We start from the raw sequence: 17,134 nt of genomic DNA on the forward strand, positions 1-17,134 counted from the left end.
TTGAAGATAACAATGAAAAAAATAGCATATATTTTAGGAATCATTTGCGCCATGATCATGCAGTCGTGTTTAGACCTTGAGCCCAAGACGCAATTGGCGGATACCAACTATTGGAAGTCGCCCGAACACTTCAAACTCTTTGCTACCCAGTTCTACGGCTGGTCGGCCGATTTCAAGTGGCTTGACGATAGCCAGCACGCTGATATTCGCTCGGACTTGTTTGCCGGTAGCACGGTGAATATCTATAGTAATGGAACGAACAGTATTCCGTCATCCGACAAGCATTATACCGACAATTACAATCGTATTCGCCAAGCCAACACCTTGTTGCAACAGGCTGATGCGTATGACCAACAAGCCGACATCGCCATTTCGGTGGGGGAAGCCCGTTTCTTCCGTGCTTATTGTTACTTCGAGTTGTTGCAGGCCTACGGTGACCTTATCATTACCCGCACGCCGCTCGACATCGACTCGCCTGAGATGCAGAAGGCCCGCAATCCGCGTACCGAGGTGGCTGACTTCATCATTGACGACTTGAAAGAAGCCGCTAAACTATTACCCGTCGATAAGGCTATCAGCAGCAGCGACGAAGGTCGCCTCTCCAGCGAAGCTGCTTTGGCATTTCTTTCACGTGTAGCCCTCTATGAAGGTACATGGGAGAAATTCCATAATGGCGGTCAAAATACCGAACGTATAAAAGATTTGCTCAATACCGCAGCACAGGCGGCTCATGATGTAATGGCGGGCGGAGCATTCGAGCTTTTTGCTCCTCAAGAATTGGGTACGGAAGCCTACAAATATCTCTTTATCTTGGAGAATGAAAAGTCGAATCCTGCCAGTATCAATAAAACAGGTAATAAAGAGTATATCTTTACCCGCCGCCACGACCCTGTTATCAATTCTATCGGGTTCAACATAACCCAAGGGCGTTTGGGCAATGCCTTGTACGTTACTCGCAAAATGGCTAATATGTATCTGCAAAGCAATGGGTTGCCCATCAATCCCCAAACGTGGAATTACACGAAAGTGGATGATGAATATAAAAATCGCGACAACCGCATGAACAATCAGCTTATGGTGCCCGGACAAACTTACTGGGGTACAAACGGCGGACGCATCGATTGGAGCGGCAATGCTGCCGAAATAGCCAATGCCTCGCATAGGAACTTCATGCCTCAAACGGGTACAGGCTACTTTCCCCACAAGTGGTGTAGCGAACGCGACGGAGTGCCTACCGGTATGGAAGCCTATGACTTCCCCATCATCCGCTATGCTGAGGTATTGCTGAACTATGCCGAAGCCGTGTTTGAACGCGATGGACAAATATCGGATGAAGACTTAGCCATCAGTTTGAACCTGACACGCAAACGCATCAACCCCGAAATGCCTGACTTGACTAACGACTTTGTTACGGCAAATAATTTGGATATGCGCACAGAGATTCGTCGTGAGCGTACCATCGAATTTTTCGATGAGAATTTCCGCATTGATGATCTGAAGCGTTGGAAAACGGCCGAAGACGAAATGCCGATGAACCTCACCGGTGTGAAGTGGAAAGGTACCGATTTTGAAAACAGATGGCCTGATGCTTCCTTTAAGGAGAAAGATGGTGAAGGTTGCATTATCCACGAGAAAGGACGCAACTGGCACGAAAAGCATTACTTATTGCCGCTGCCCACCGACCAGCTCAAACTGAACTCCAACTTGAAACAAAATCCGGGTTGGAACCAATAATCCATTCATTATTCATTTATAAAGTAATCGAATTATGACATACAAAAATATACTTCAAAAGGGTGCGTTTGTAGCACTGATGACGGCTGGCTTAATGATGACCGTTTCGTGCAACGATGACGATGTATCCCCTGTTTTAGAAGAGAGAGTGCTCGTTAAGGAAATCAACCTTGAAGTGACCCCCGAACTGCCTCTGCTGATAGGCACTGACACTTTGATAAAATATACCGTAGGTCCTGATGAGGCTTTCAACAAAGAGGTGGTATGGAAATCGACTGTGCCCGATGTGGCTACCGTAGATGCCGAAGGACGCATCACGGCAGTGAAGGCCGGTAGTACGGTAATTTCGGCCAAGCCGGCTGTGGGCTATTCTGCCACTTCGACCATCAATGTGAAGGTGGTAAACGAAATTATTCACATCACTGATATCAATCTCACTAACGAAGACCTCGAAGTGTTTGTAACCTCAACTTTGCCCCTTACTTGGCAGACTACTCCGGCCGACCCCACTTACCCCGGGTTGATTTGGAAAAGCCTTACTCCCGATAAAGCCACTGTCAATGAAAAAGGCGAGGTGAAGGGCATAGCCGAAGGAAAGGCACGCATCCAAGTTACCGCTACCGACGACAAACATTTCACGAAAGAGTTTGAAATTAAGGTGAAGCCCATTATCTATATCGAAAGTATGGAATTTGTGAAAGAAGCAGACAAACTAGCTTTGGGCGAAACCTACACTCCGCAGATGAATGTAACGCCGATAGATGCTACGCTTTCGTACATCGTATGGGAAAGCAGTAAGCCGGATGTTGTAGAGATTGATGAAAAAGGCCGGTTCGTGGCGAAGGCTTATGGCAATGCAGTAATTACCGCTTTGGCCGACTATGGTGACGGTAAACCTGTCAAAGCTACGATGAGTGTCAACGTGAGCGAAGGTTTAATGAACGACCAGTTTACTGTCGAGAACATCTGGCAGCCATTCGGAAACTTTACCCACCGGGAATTTGAATGGATGGAGAATGACGGAGTACTTCGTATTTTCCCCGGTGAAGATAAGACTTACAAAGCTGTCCGCATTTGTCGCAACGGCGGTTTTGGGTTCAACGTAACCAACTATCCCATCTTGGCCTTTAAAATGAAATTCCCCGAAAATGTGTTCGAAGCATCGACAAGTATAGAGTGGTATCTAGACATTTGGGGCGGAAGCGGCATTACCGTAGCCGGTAAATATGGCGAAGATACCGATAAAGGAAAAAATGCCATGACTGTGGTAGATTGCGGTGAATACAAAGTATTCTACGCCGACTTCACGAAGAAATTCCTTGGCAAAAATCAACAGTATATGCCTACCTCATTGACGAAGTACGACACGGTGGAACTTCAATTTTGGAAAATCTGGTATGAAGCCAATGAAACAGGCAGCATCTATGTGGATTGGATAAAGACTTTCGAATCGGAACAAGAACTGAAAGATTTGATAAAGAACGAAAGTGGTAAACAATAGCATCTACTTTCTCTGGAAACTGATTGAATAACAAAATGAAAATTGAATGTATGAAAAATCTTATTTATACCTTCGTGGGCAGCGTAACGCTTGTGTTGCTGACCAGCTGTAGTGCTGAGTTCGAGAACGGAACTCCCGAACCATGGCAACGCGAAATCAACCCCAATGAAAATTATGAGTACACCATCAAGCATCCTTGTCTGGTGAACACCGAAGCCGACTTTGAACGCGCACGCCGCAAAGTGAACGAACGTGCCGAACCTTGGATTAGCGGTTGGGAAAAATTGTGCGAAAGCCGATTTGCCCAACTGAGCTACAACGCAAACCCGCAAGAAGAAATTGTACGTCACTCGCAAGGCGGCAACTTCAATACGGCCGCTTTCGATGCCGGTGCCGCTTATCAGTTGGCTGTACGCTGGAAAATTTCGGGAGATGAAGATTATGCCAAGGCAGCTGTTAAAATTCTGAACGGATGGGCTAAGACTTGTAAGGGGGTGAATTATAAAACATGGCCCGACGACAGCCATCGTCTGCTTGCCGCCGGATTTATCGGATACCAGTTTGCTGCTCCCGCTGAATTGATGCGGGATTACGAAGGTTGGAAAACCGAAGATTTTGAAGTCTTCAAAAAATGGATAGATAAAACTTTCTATCCCATCTGTGATGATTTCTTGGATAACCACTTTAATTCTTCAGCCATTTCGGGCTGGATGAGTTGGGATTTGCCTGCCATGCTTACCATTCTTTCTATTGGCGTGCTGAACGATGACGATGCCAAGATTAAACAAGCCTTGGAATTTTTCTATCACGGAAAAGGTATGGGCTGTATCGAATGGTCGGTGAAAGGTATGCACGAGGATCCTGCGGGAAAAGTGAAAGGCAGACATTTGGCACAGAGCCAGGAGATGGGACGCGACCAGGGGCACGCTACTCTCAACGTAGGCTTGCACGCTTACTTCTGCCGTACAGCCTATAACATGGGCATCGACCTTTTTGCCTACAACGACAACATCATTCTTGACCTCTGCGAATATACGGCTAAGTATAACTTAACTTCGGCCGAAGATGTGGAAATGCCTTTCGAACCTTACTATCACCCCAAATACGGTTGGCATGAGAAGGTGTCGGCTGACGGTAAGGGGCGTGCCCGTCCGGGATGGGAACTCCTTTACAACCATTATGCCAAGGTGAAAGGTATGAATGCTCCATATTCGCAAGCTTTTGCCGAAAAAGAACGCCCCGAAGGATATGGCGAGCGTGGTACTGCCGAAGCCGGTGATTTGGGGTTTGGAACATTATTGTATACTGAAGAATAACTTTTTGAGATTTTCCTACTGATTTCAAGGAGTTAAGAGGTTAGGCTTCTTAACTCCTTGACGTTACTCAATGGAAACCCTTACAACCCTTTATCTTATGATAAATAGATTATTTTCTACCTTATTATTCCTTTCCTGTCTTTTTTGTGGTTTGTCCCCAACGGCAAAGGCGCAAAACAACGAGTGGGAAAATCCCACCCAATATGAGTGGAACAAAGAGAAACCACACGCTGACTTTCGCCTCTACGAGCGCGCAGATGATGCAGTGAACGATAATCCCCAAAAATCGCCTTGGCAATACTCGTTGAATGGTACGTGGAAATTTGTTTATGCTCCCTCTATCGCAGAAAGCATAAAAGATTTTTATCGTACAGATTTATCCGACAATGATTGGGATACAATTATTGTCCCTTCCAACTGGGAAATCCAAGGATTCGGTGAGCCGATAATCCGCAACATTCAGTATGTGTTTTCACCCAATCCACCTTATATCGACGTTGATAATCCTGTGGGGACTTACCGGCGCACATTTACGGTTCCTCAAAACTGGCAGGGGCGTGAAGTGTTGTTGCACTTCGGTTCCATCAGCGGCTACGCCCGTATCTATGTGAACGGGCAGCAGGTGGGGATGACTAAAGCATCCAAGACTCCGGCAGAATTTAATGTGACAAACTATTTGAAAAAAGGAGAGAACTTGCTTGCTGTACAGGTGTATCGCTGGCACGATGGCAGCTATATGGAAGACCAGGATTTTTGGCGTCTAAGCGGTATCGAACGCGATGTTTTCCTGACCGCTTATCCCCAAACGACCATTTGGGATTTCTTTCTGCATGCAGGACTGGACGATACCTACCGGCACGGGCAATTCCGGGCTACTGTAGACTTGCGTTCGTTCAATACCAATGCAACCCTGCAAAAGGGGACACTTACACTTGATTTGAAGGACGCAGGGGGGAAGACTGTCCTATCTGCGCAGAAAGTATATTGTATCTCAGACATAAGTACTACACTTACTTTCGAAGGCACTGTGCGCAATGTGCGGAAATGGAGCGCCGAACACCCTTCGCTCTACGACTGTATCCTGACACTTCGATCCGATGGCGACAAGCAACAGACGGTAGTGGCTCATAAAGTCGGATTCCGCCGCATTGAGATTAAGAATGCACGGCTACTGGTAAATGGTGTACCCACCTATATAAAAGGTGTCAACCGTCACGAACACAATGATACGTTGGGACATGTGCAGACCCGCGAAATCATAATGAATGATTTGCGACTGATTAAACAACTGAACATGAACGCTGTTCGTACCAGTCATTATCCAAATCATCCGTTATTCTATCAATTGTGTGACCAATATGGTATCTATGTAGTGGATGAAGCCAATATTGAAACTCATGGAATGGGTTCGGTTCCTTATTTCAAAGATACCATCCCGCATCCTGCTTATCGTCCCGAATGGGTTGCAGCTCATGTCGACCGTATCACCCGAATGGTGGAAAGGGATAAAAATCATCCATGTATCATCGGATGGTCATTAGGAAACGAATGTGGCAATGGAATCGTGTTCCACGATGAATATAAGCGTTTGAAGAAATATGACCCCGGTCGTTTTGTACAGTTCGAGCAGGCCTGGGAGGATTGGAATACAGATGTTGTCTGTCCGATGTATCCCAATATGTGGAAAATAACAGAATATCGGAAGTCCGGCAAACAGCGACCGTTTATCATGTGTGAGTATGCTCACGCCCAAGGAAACAGTAATGGCAATTTTAAAGACCTTTGGGATATTATTTATGACAGCCCTAACTTGCAAGGTGGTTTTATCTGGGATTTTATGGATCAGGGATTTAAGGTAAAGACCGAACCAAGAGACGGACGTACTTATTGGACGTATAATGGTAAGATGGGTAGCTATAAATGGCTGGAAGATAAGAAAGGGGAACTAAACACGGGAACTGACGGTTTGATTTCTGCCAATGGTATTCCCAAACCACAAGCGTATGAAGTGAAGAAAGTGTATCAGTACATTCAGTTTAGCGCAAAAGACTTGGGGAAAGGAATTATTTCCATTAAAAACCGTTATGACTTTACCAATCTGGATGAGTATGCTTTTATATGGGAAATATACAAAAACGGAGAAAAAATATCTACGGGGGATTTCAATGTCGATTTGAAACCTCATGAAGAGAAAGAGATACGTTTATCTCTTCCTGTTATACCGGAAGACGGGAATGAGTATTTCCTTAATCTCTATGCGCACACCCGGGTTGCTACCGATTTAGTACCTGCCCGCTATGAAGTAGCTAGAGAGCAGATGCAATTAAATAAAAGTAGTTTCTTCACATCGCTCCCGTCTTGCTCGGGAAAACTGTCTTATGAAACGAAAGATAATATTTTGTCTTTTCAATCGGGGGTCGTTTCAGGTAAGATTGATTTGAAAAAGGGAATCTTGTTTGATTATATGATAAATGGCAAGCAACCTATCAGGCAATATCCCGAACCTGCCTTTTGGCGTGCTCCGATTGATAATGATTTTGGGAATAAAATGCCCACTTTGGCAGGTGTTTGGCGGACAGCTCATGTCAACCGTTATGTGAAGAAAGTAACAATAGACGAACAGAATGAAAAAGGATTATCCATCAGGATTGATTGGATATTAAATGATATTCAGGTTCCTTATATGATGGAATATTTGATCTGTAATAATGGTGCTATTGTTGTGACAGGCAGTATCGACCTGACAGGAACGAAACTTCCCGAACTTCCCCGTTTTGGTATGCGTATGGAATTGCATCAACCTTATGAAAACTTGGTCTATTACGGTAGAGGGCCTTTTGAGAACTATATCGACCGTTATTCGAGTTCCTTCATCGGACGATATGAGGATAAGGTTGAAAATCAGTTCTATTGGTATATACGTCCGCAGGAAACAGGAAATAAAACAGATGTTCGTTGGCTGTCCTTATTGGATAGCGAAGGGCAAGGAGTGAGAATTACAGGCTTGCAACCTATTGCATTTTCCGCTTTGCATTTCTCACCGGAAGACCTTGATCCCGGCCTGACCCGTAAATTGCAGCATACTATCGACATTGTTCCGCAAAAGAATATCTTTCTGCACGTTGACTTGAAGCAACGTGGATTAGGCGGCGATAATAGTTGGGGAATGTATCCGCACAATGAATATCGCTTGCTTGACAAGAAATATACTTATAGCTATATGATTGAATTGGTAGAAAAGAATTCAGATTAAGGCTATTGTTTGAATCAGTGGCAGATAAAATCTTCAATAGCATTGAGTAAATAAATTCTCCCCTTCGTATTTGTTTTCCATATATAACAAATACGAAGGGACTATTTTTTTGTATAAAGGAATGTGCTCTTTTGGAGATTTTTATGTATGTTTGTCACATGTTTAATATGAAAGGAAGCGGTTGTAAGTGAAGAACACGATTAAATATCTGATTCTTTTAATCATATACTTGGTTTGTGGTGTAAATCTGCAAGCCCAGAATTATACATTTCGTAATGTAGTCATGTCCGATGGACTGTCCGGGCTATTGGTGAACGCCATTTATAAAGACTCGGAAGGTTTTGTCTGGCTAGGAACAGATAATTGTCTCGATCGTTTTGATGGTGTGAAAGTTCGCCATTATGAATTTCGAGGCGTGGATTCCGGAAGGAAGAAACGGGTGAACTGCATCACGGAAACAGCCGACAATCAGCTTTGGGTGGGAAACGGTATCGGACTTTGGCGTCTGAATCGTGCAAACGGCCAGCTGGAGAGAATTGTTCCCGAAAAGATAGATTTTGCTGTAAATACCTTACTTCCGGATGGAGATATTCTCTATATCGGTACGGAGAAAGGATTGTTCATCCAAAAGGACGGGCAATTGCTCCAAGTATTGACCGACCGGAATATGCTGGCTGCTTGTAATCGAATTATGGATCTCTGTCTGAATGAAGATAAAAGTGCGTTATGGCTGGCTACAGTGCAAGGTTTATTCTCTTATTCATTGAAAGATGGTAAGATTGATTCCTGGCATTTCCAGGAGAATGTTCCCGAGGCCGATTATTTCCGCTGCCTGACTCGTATTGGAGAAACCCTTTATCTAGGTACAATGAGCCAGGGAGTAGTTCGTTTCGATATAAACAAAAAGAGCTTTTCGCATACGGTGTCTTTAGGCTGTGATGTCATTTCCGACATATCCAGTGATGGAAAGGAGACAGTATACATTGCAACAGATGGTAATGGCGTTCATTTCCTTTCACATAAAGCCCAACAAGTGGCACGTCGTTTTTGTCACGATGTAAGTGATAAAGAAGGTATTCGCAGTAATTCCATTTATTCACTATTGGTGGATGACAGAGGTGCTGTTTGGGTGGGGCACTTTCAGGCAGGTTTGGATTACTCACTTTATCAGAATGGTCTTTTCCAAACTTATGCTTATCCTCCTCTGTTTAACTCTGCCAATCTTTCTATTCGTTCTTTTGTCAACAGAGGACACGAAAAAGTCATCGGTTCACGTGACGGCTTGTATTATATAAATGAAGCTACCGGAGTCGTAAAGAGTTTTGTGAAACCTGTTTTGACTTCGGATTTGATATTGACAATCTGTTTTTATGAAGGCGAATATTATATCGGTACGTATGGCGGAGGCATGATGGTGTTGAATCCGGAGACATTATCTTTAAAATATTTTGCCCAGGGAGGAGATGGAGATGCAGAGCTGTTTCAGAAAGGACATATCTTTTGTGTGCGACCGGATGAGAAAGGAAATCTCTGGATAGGCACTTCACAGGGATTGTTCTGTTATAATAAACAGGCAAAACAGATCAAACACTTTACCAGCGCCAATTCCCAATTGCCGGAAGGTAACGTTTATGAAGTTAGTTTTGACTCTACCGGCAAAGGATGGATTGCCACGGAAACCGGTATGTGTATATATGATCCTGCTTCTCAAAGTTTACGATCTAATGTGTTCCCTGAAGGATTTGTGCATAGGGATAAGGTGCGCACCATTTACGAAGATACCGGACACGACCTTTATTTTATTCGTGAAAAGGGGAGTCTGTTTACCTCTACTTTAACGATGGATCGTTTTCGGAACCGTTCCGTCTTTTCCACGCTTCCTGACAATTCGCTGATGTCGATCGTGGAAGATAACCAGGGTTGGTTGTGGGTGGCTTGCAATGATGGATTGTTACGCATAAAGGAAGAAGGAGAAGAGTACGATGCCTTCACTTTCAATGATGGAGTACCAGGACCTACTTTTACGAATGGGGCTGCTTATAAAGATGAAAAAGGAATATTATGGTTCGGCAACACCAAAGGTTTGATTTATGTCGATCCGAAGCGGGTGGATGAAGTGCGTGGTAAAGTCCGTCCGATTGTGTTTACGGATATATTAGCTAATGGTATTTCTTTTACCAACCCGTCTTTAAAATATAATCAGAATAATCTGACTTTCTGCTTTACGGATTTTGCTTATGGTCTGCCTTCTGCTCTATTGTACGAATATCAGTTGGAAGGAGTGGATAAAGACTGGAAACTATTGGCTGCGCAGAATGAGGTTTCCTATTATGGATTATCTTCCGGAACTTATACGTTCCGTGTGCGCCTTCCGGGAAATGAACAGTCGGAAGCTGTTTATCAAGTGACGGTGCGTCCTATGATACCTTGGTGGGGATGGGCACTTTCTGTTTTATTAATTGTAGGCATTATTGCTTTTATACGATATTATGTGTGGAATCGTATGCGCCGCCTGCTTACTTCTCCTGCATCGGCAATCTCCGCACCCATAGAGAAGACACAGCAGAAAGACCGAACGATAGAACAAGCGGAAGTGATTTCTGAAGAGTCTTCTATCGCTGCAACCGAAGAAAAGTATAAAACTAACAGGCTGACTGAAGAAGAATGTAAAGAACTCCATAAGAAACTGGTTGCTTATGTGGAGAAAGAAAAGCCATATATTAATCCTGATTTGAAAATGGGCGACCTGGCTTCTGCTCTGGATACTTCTTCGCATTCATTATCGTATCTTTTGAATCAATATCTCAATCAGTCTTATTATGATTTTATAAACGAATACCGCGTCACTCAATTCAAGAAAATGGTGGTGGATAGTCAATATTCCCGCTATACATTAACTGCACTGGCAGAACTCTGCGGCTTCAGTTCTCGTGCTTCTTTCTTCCGCTCATTCAAAAAGAGTACGGGAGTCACTCCGAATGAATATATTCGTAGTATAGGTGGAACAGCCAAAGAAGAGTAACTTTTCGACTTATTATCACTGAAATCTATTTTATACTCATATCCCTTTCACCCTTCACACCGCCCTATTCATCGGGGTTAGAGGGTGAAGGACCTCCCTTCACCAAGTGGATTTTCCTTTTACTAGTCTTTTTCTCGTAATCTATTAATAGATAAGTTCTTCTTCTCCCTATATAAACTTCTTTTGCTCCTATTGCAAAGTTGTTTTTTATAGGGAGTAATCTATAAACGCAAGCTTTGTTTTTATAAATGAAACTTGCGTTTATAAAAACAAAGCTTGCAATTATATAATTGAAGCTTTCATTTATAGTTTACCCTTAATCAAACGTAACTTTGCAATAAGTGCAAAGCAAGTTTATCTTTAATGAAACGGAATTTATCTATTAATGTTCGTACTTCATTAATAGCTTTGATGTGACAATGAAACGATCAAATAATAAAATTGAAGAGGGGAAGAGGATGGGAGCAAACGAGCGTAAGTGGAGCAAAGATACGTTGATTTGAGTGATTTGAGTCTCATTTTATAAAGTGATACTCTCTTTTTTGTAAACGTAATATGTTGATAATTAGAATTGTATATTTAAATGAGTCTACCTAGATTCATTGAGATTGATCTGCTTTATTTTCTGGCTGTTATATCCAAAATCACCTCTATATTTGCATCGTGATCAAAACCGAAAAAGATAGTATTATGGAGACAACAGCTAACACTTCCGACAACATTATCACCCGTTCTTATGAAGAATATTATCAGGTGATTTTTACCTATATTACTTATCGTATCACTCATCGCTACGAAGCGGAGGATCTAACCCAGGATGTATTTGTACGTCTGCTGGACTACAAGCAAATGCTCCGTCCGGACACAGTGAAATATTTCTTGTTCACCATTGCCCGCAATATTGTAATCGACTATATCCGTCGTTATTATAAGAAACAGGAGATAGACAGCTACATCTATGATACTATGTCCACTTCTACCAATGAAACCGAAGAAAAAATTATCGGTGATGATTTAATGACAATGGAACGGACCCGCTTGGCTGCTATGCCCGAACAACGTCGGTTAATTTATACATTGAACCGCTTCGAAAATAAAACGTCTCCGGAAATCGCAAATGAACTGAATTTAAGTTGCAGGACGGTGGAAAACCATCTGTTTCTGGGACGTCGTGAAATGCGCGAGTTTTTCCGGAATTGTATATAATCTTATTCATTAATAAATAACCCTTTGTGCTTATGGAAAAGGAGTCAGAATTTACAAAGAGGTACTTGTATGCCTCACCTTATTTTAGAGAACAAAAATTTAATACTATTTTTAAACCTCAAATTTAATTTTATGAATGATATCTTAAAATGTTCGCCGAAAAGATTTTTATTTTCAATGGTGGTTGCTTCTGCGTTATTGACAGGAATACCCCAGAAGACCTATGCAGAAGTTGACAGGTCACAATCTGTGATGCAGACTGTGACTGTGAAGGGAACTGTGTTGGATGCAAATAATGAACCAATAATTGGTGCTAGTGTGCTGATGAAGGGAACTACTAATGGTACAATCACGGATATAGATGGAAACTTTACACTTAGCAATGTCAATCCGGGGACTTTGGTTGTTTCTTATATTGGATATAAAACAAGAGAAATTAATGTGAATGGTAGCGCACCTGTGAAAATTACATTGCAGGAAGATTCTGAAGTGTTGGATGAAGTGGTGGTTGTAGGCTATGGTACCCAGAAAAAATCTTCATTAACAGGTGCTGTTACGGTTGTAGGAGCTAAAATGCTTCAGGAAAAAGGAGGTCTGTCTAGTCCATTGGAAGCTTTACAGGGGCAGGTGCCAGGTGTCATGATTACTCGTAGTTCCTCTGCTCCGGGAGATGAGAGTTGGGGATTGAGTTTGCGCGGTTCAGTGTCTGTGAATAGCACAGAACCATTAATTATCATTGATGGTGTGGCGTATGAGAGTGTGAACGAACTTCGGCTGTTGAATCCCAATGATATTGAATCAATGAACTTTCTGAAAGACGGTGCGGCTGCAATCTATGGTTCACGCGCTGCCGGTGGTGTTGTTTTAATTACTACAAAGAAAGGTGCTGAAGGTAAAGTAAAGGTAGAGTATAGTGGTAGTGCTACTTTGAAGACTGTTGGTTTGATGGCCTCTGCTATGAATATCGACCAATGGGCAGATGGTGTAATGACAGCATTGACTAATGATAAAAAGACATCTGACGTATGGTATACTTATGCCGAATTAGCGAAGAAATATAAAGGTTCTTATCTTGATATGCGTTACAGTCCTAATCCATTCGGTTCGACCAATTTTACTGATGTCGCTGATTTTGTATTTACGGATGATGTAAATTGGCTGGATACGCTTTTTGGCGATACATGGAGTACAGAACATAGTTTAAGTGTTTCCGGTGGTTCGGAGAAATCATCTTATCGTATTTCCATGAGTTATCTTTATGATGGTTCTACCTTGCAATTTGGTAATAACAACAACCAGCGTTATAACTTTCGTATGAACAATACGTATAAGTTTACTAAGAACCTGAAATTAGATTCTTCTATTTCGTATAATCGTCAGGAACAAGTTGCGCCAACGCAGATTGAATCAGCTTTGTCTGCCACTTTACCTATGCCCGGTCTTCCTTTTGAATCATTGAATGGAAAACCATATGCTTGGGGAACATGGGGATCTCCTGCAGCTGTTGTACGTGATGGAGGCGACAATAAACTCTCTGTTTCTGCTATTTCATTAAGCGAAACTTTGAATTATCAGATTTTTGATTGGCTGTCAGCTAATGCCAATGTAGGATATAGTACAAGTACGGCAGCTCGTAATAAAACAACAAACGCTGTTACTTTTTATAATTATATGGGTGATGTAGAGGTACGGACAGACCCAAGCCAGGCAAACTCAACTTATACACAGACAAGCTCACGAACGGATTTTTACTCTGTCTCCGGATATTTGGCGGCTAATAAGACATTTGCTCAAAAACATAAGCTGAATTTGACGTTGGGCGCGCAGTATGAATTTAAAGAATACACTTATTTCGGTGTAATGGTTAAAGATATTCAGAACGGTATGGAAATAGTAAACGGTTCGGGGGATGTGACTCTGACTGGTGATGAGAAGAAGTATCAGAATGCAAACCTCTCTTATTTCGGACGTTTCAACTATGATTATGATGGACGTTATTTGTTGGAATTGAATGGACGTTATGACGGCTCTTCTAAATTCTTACCTGAAAACCGTTGGGATTTCTTTTATGGTGTTTCACTTGGATGGCGTATAAAAGAAGAATCTTTTTTGCAGAAAGTCGATTGGTTAAGTGATTTGAAATTACGCCTTTCCTATGCCGAAGTGGGTAATCAGAGTGGTATTGGAAATTATGATGGTGTACAGCTCTATAATCTGGTTGCGGCTGGAGATGATGGTGCATATATTGGTTCCAATAAGCTTTCTTATATTAAAACAAATGGAACTCTGGCCTCCACTACACGTAGTTGGGAACGTATTAAGAATTATAATATAGGTGTTGACTTTGGCTTTTTAAATGGAACTCTAACCGGTTCTGTTGAAGCGTTTATGAAGCATAATAATAATATGTTAGTGAATGTTACTTTTCCGGGGACGTTAGGTGATTCTGCTCCGAAAGCTAATGCCGGAAAGTTTGAAGGTTGGGGATATGAAGGTCAGCTTAATTATCGTAACCGGATTGGAGACGTAAATTATCATGTAGGTGGTACTTTTACTTTTGCCCGTAATGAATTAGTCGACTATGGTGGTACAACTGTGTTGAAATCAGGATATGTACAAACACAGCAAGGCTATCCACTAAATTCAATTTTCGGTCTGCGTTACGGAGGTAAAATCCAAAACGAGGAACAGCTGGCTGCTTACAAGACTAAGTATTATAATAATAATGGTATTGGTATGCCATCTAACTTGCGTGTAGGTGACAATATGTATTGCGATGAGAATGGAGATGGTGTGTTGGATGAAAAAGATTATATCTATTTGGGTAGTGATACTCCTGAAATATCTTATTCTTTCAACTTTGGCGCAGATTATAAAGGATTTGATATAAATGTCGTTTTTCAAGGAGCTGCCAATCGATTTGTTTATCGTCCGATTGATAACTGGACTGTTCCATTCCGTAGTAATTATACCAATACAAGCACTGCTTCTCTTGGTAACACATGGAGTCAAAATAACCGGGATGCTTACTACGCTCCATATACTAATGAAAGTAATATCAATAATTATAATTATCAGGCATCTTCTTTGACAGCGCAAGACGGCCGTTACCTTCGTTTGAAGAATGTGACAATCGGTTATACGTTTCCTGCCAAGCTTTTGAATAAAACAAAAGCGATTTCAGGTGCCCGTATATATGTGACAGGAGCAGATTTATGGGAGACCACCAAAATTAAAGATGGATGGGATCCGGAAGCATCGGCTCGAGATACCAATAATACTACTCAAGCTGCTAAGGGAGTGAAACGTTATCCGTTCACTCGTAACTTTACCATTGGAGCTAATTTAACCTTTTAAATAATTGATAATATGAAACTAAAGCAATATATAAAAGCTGCATGTCTTTTTTCCTTCATGGCGGTAACAACTTCCTGCATGAATTTAGAACCATTGTCGGATTTGGGTGATAATCTGGTGTGGAACAATGCTACCAATTTCCAGTTATTTGCCAATCAATTTTATAGTTGGCCTCATGACTTCAACCGTGCTGTATCAGACGAGCCTCATAGTGATTTTCGTTCAGATTTAGTGGCGGGTTCATCTATGAATGTGTATAGCCAGGGTACAAATGCTATTCCTGCTACAGATGCTAATTACACTAGACTATATAAACGTATCTATTATACTAACCTGTTGTTGAAGAATGCTGAAAGTTTTGCTGTACCTGCAGATATTGCAGTGCCTGTTGCTGAAGCAAAATTCTTCCGTGCATATAGTCATTTTGAGTTGGTGCAGCTTTATGGAGACGCCATCGTTCTTACGCAACCTTTAGACTTGGACTCTGAAATATTGTATGGGAAGCGTAATGATCGCGGTGAAGTGATAGATCAGGTAATTAAAGATTTGAAGGAGGCAGCCGGCAGTTTACCCGAAACGTCTTCCGAAGCCGGACGATTGAATAAATATATCGCTTATGCCATGTTGTCACGGGTAGCATTATATGAAGGTACCTGGCAAAAATTTCATACAAATGGAAAAGATGCTACTTCAAATACTACTCGCAGCACGGAACTGTTGACTATTGCCAGGGATGCAGCTAATGAGGTTATTAAAGGTGGTAAATATAAAATCTTCTATAATGAAAAATTAGCGAATGAGAGTTATCGTTATATGTTTACGTTAGAAGATGGAGCACAATGCAATCCGGCCAACCTTTCAAAGAGTGATAATACAGAATATATCTTTGTGAAACGTCATCGTAATGGAGATAAAACAGCATGGAATCTGACTCACGGTATGGTGGCAAATGCTTGTTATGTGACTCGTAAGTTGGCGAATATGTACCTTTGTTCTGACGGGTTGCCTATAGGGAAATCATCCAAGTTTCAACAATATGCCGGAGTAACTGATGAATTTCAAAATAGAGATAACCGTATGGGAAATAATATGCTGTATCATGGACAACAGTATTGGAATAACGATGGAAAATGGCGTACAACCTGGACAGATGCAGATTTGACAAGTAGCCTGACCGCTAATGTACGTTCTGGTAGTGGCTATCAAAATCGTAAGTGGGGCACAGAACGTCAGTTGGAAGATTATTACGAATCTTATGACTTCCCGGTTATTCGTTATGCGGAAGTGTTGCTGAATTATGCCGAAGCTGTTTATGAACTAAATGGTACTATAACGGATCCGGAATTAGATTATTCTTTAAATCTGGTTCGTCTTCGTGTCAATCCGGATATGCCAAAATTGAGTAGCAAATTGGTTTCGGCAAACAATCTTTCAATGCGTGAAGAAATCCGTAGGGAGCGTACTGTTGAACTTGTACTGGAAGGTTTTCGCATTGATGATCTGAAACGTTGGGCTACTGCACCTGTTGAGATGCCGCAAGATCAGCTTGGAGTGCAAGTTACAGGGACTTGGTTTGAAACCAACTGGACTGATCATAAACGTTCGCTTAGTAGTGACGGCTGCCTTATACTCTATAGTGATCGTACCTGGAATGATAAACTTTATCTTTATCCGCTACCTTCTGACCAGTTGCAGTTGAATCCACAATTGGAACAGAATCCGGGATGGAAAAACTAAGATGTATT

At 42.0% G+C, this 17,134-nt stretch carries 8 protein-coding genes; all 8 read left to right on the forward strand.

All coding sequences use genetic code 11. From position 1 onward, the window contains the following. Window positions 1–12: 12 nt before the first annotated feature. The 8 genes from KTR06_RS03745 (at window position 13) to KTR06_RS03780 (ending at window position 17,126) form a co-directional block, all read left to right on the forward strand. Entirely contained in the window at window positions 13–1,734 is a 1,722-nt protein-coding gene (locus tag KTR06_RS03745) for a RagB/SusD family nutrient uptake outer membrane protein (protein ID WP_217289968.1), read from the forward strand. Between the two features lie 34 nt (window positions 1,735–1,768). Then, a complete protein-coding gene (locus tag KTR06_RS03750) occupies window positions 1,769–3,235 on the forward strand; it encodes an Ig-like domain-containing protein (RefSeq protein ID WP_217289969.1) in 1,467 nt (488 codons plus the stop codon). 50 nt (window positions 3,236–3,285) lie between these two features. Continuing rightward, on the forward strand, window positions 3,286–4,551 hold the full coding sequence (locus KTR06_RS03755) for an alginate lyase family protein (protein WP_229067690.1): 1,266 nt from the start codon (window positions 3,286–3,288) through the stop codon (window positions 4,549–4,551). A 97-nt stretch (window positions 4,552–4,648) separates the two neighbouring features. Next, window positions 4,649–7,804 (forward strand): glycoside hydrolase family 2 TIM barrel-domain containing protein, encoded by a 3,156-nt coding sequence (locus KTR06_RS03760; protein WP_217289970.1) that lies wholly within the window; start codon window positions 4,649–4,651, stop codon window positions 7,802–7,804. Window positions 7,805–7,991: 187 nt separating this feature from the next. After that, the gene (locus KTR06_RS03765; protein ID WP_217289971.1) at window positions 7,992–10,826 is read left to right on the forward strand and encodes a two-component regulator propeller domain-containing protein; all 2,835 of its coding nucleotides are present in this window, start codon (window positions 7,992–7,994) and stop codon (window positions 10,824–10,826) included. Between the two features lie 690 nt (window positions 10,827–11,516). After that, complete coding sequence (locus KTR06_RS03770; protein ID WP_151939794.1) at window positions 11,517–12,032, forward strand: RNA polymerase sigma-70 factor; 516 nt, start codon at window positions 11,517–11,519, stop codon at window positions 12,030–12,032. A 69-nt stretch (window positions 12,033–12,101) separates the two neighbouring features. After that, a complete protein-coding gene (locus tag KTR06_RS03775; RefSeq protein WP_151921659.1) occupies window positions 12,102–15,389 on the forward strand; it encodes a TonB-dependent receptor in 3,288 nt (1,095 codons plus the stop codon). Between the two features lie 12 nt (window positions 15,390–15,401). Next, entirely contained in the window at window positions 15,402–17,126 is a 1,725-nt protein-coding gene (locus KTR06_RS03780) for a RagB/SusD family nutrient uptake outer membrane protein (RefSeq protein WP_008648422.1), read from the forward strand. Window positions 17,127–17,134: the final 8 nt, after the last annotated feature.

The organism is Bacteroides sp. MSK.20.12 (assembly GCF_019052435.1).
GTDB classification, from domain to species: Bacteria; Bacteroidota; Bacteroidia; order Bacteroidales; family Bacteroidaceae; genus Bacteroides; species Bacteroides xylanisolvens.

Excerpts from the sequence above, each read along its gene's own strand:
- KTR06_RS03745 (WP_217289968.1), top strand. The coding sequence starts at position 13 with ATGAAAAAAATAGCATATATTTTAGGAATCATTTGCGCCATGATCATG.
- KTR06_RS03760 (WP_217289970.1), top strand. The coding sequence starts at position 4,649 with ATGATAAATAGATTATTTTCTACCTTATTATTCCTTTCCTGTCTTTTT.
- KTR06_RS03770 (WP_151939794.1), top strand. The coding sequence starts at position 11,517 with ATGGAGACAACAGCTAACACTTCCGACAACATTATCACCCGTTCTTAT.
- KTR06_RS03780 (WP_008648422.1), top strand. The coding sequence starts at position 15,402 with ATGAAACTAAAGCAATATATAAAAGCTGCATGTCTTTTTTCCTTCATG.
- KTR06_RS03775 (WP_151921659.1), top strand. The coding sequence starts at position 12,102 with ATGCCTCACCTTATTTTAGAGAACAAAAATTTAATACTATTTTTAAAC.
- KTR06_RS03750 (WP_217289969.1), top strand. The coding sequence starts at position 1,769 with ATGACATACAAAAATATACTTCAAAAGGGTGCGTTTGTAGCACTGATG.
- KTR06_RS03755 (WP_229067690.1), top strand. The coding sequence starts at position 3,286 with ATGAAAAATCTTATTTATACCTTCGTGGGCAGCGTAACGCTTGTGTTG.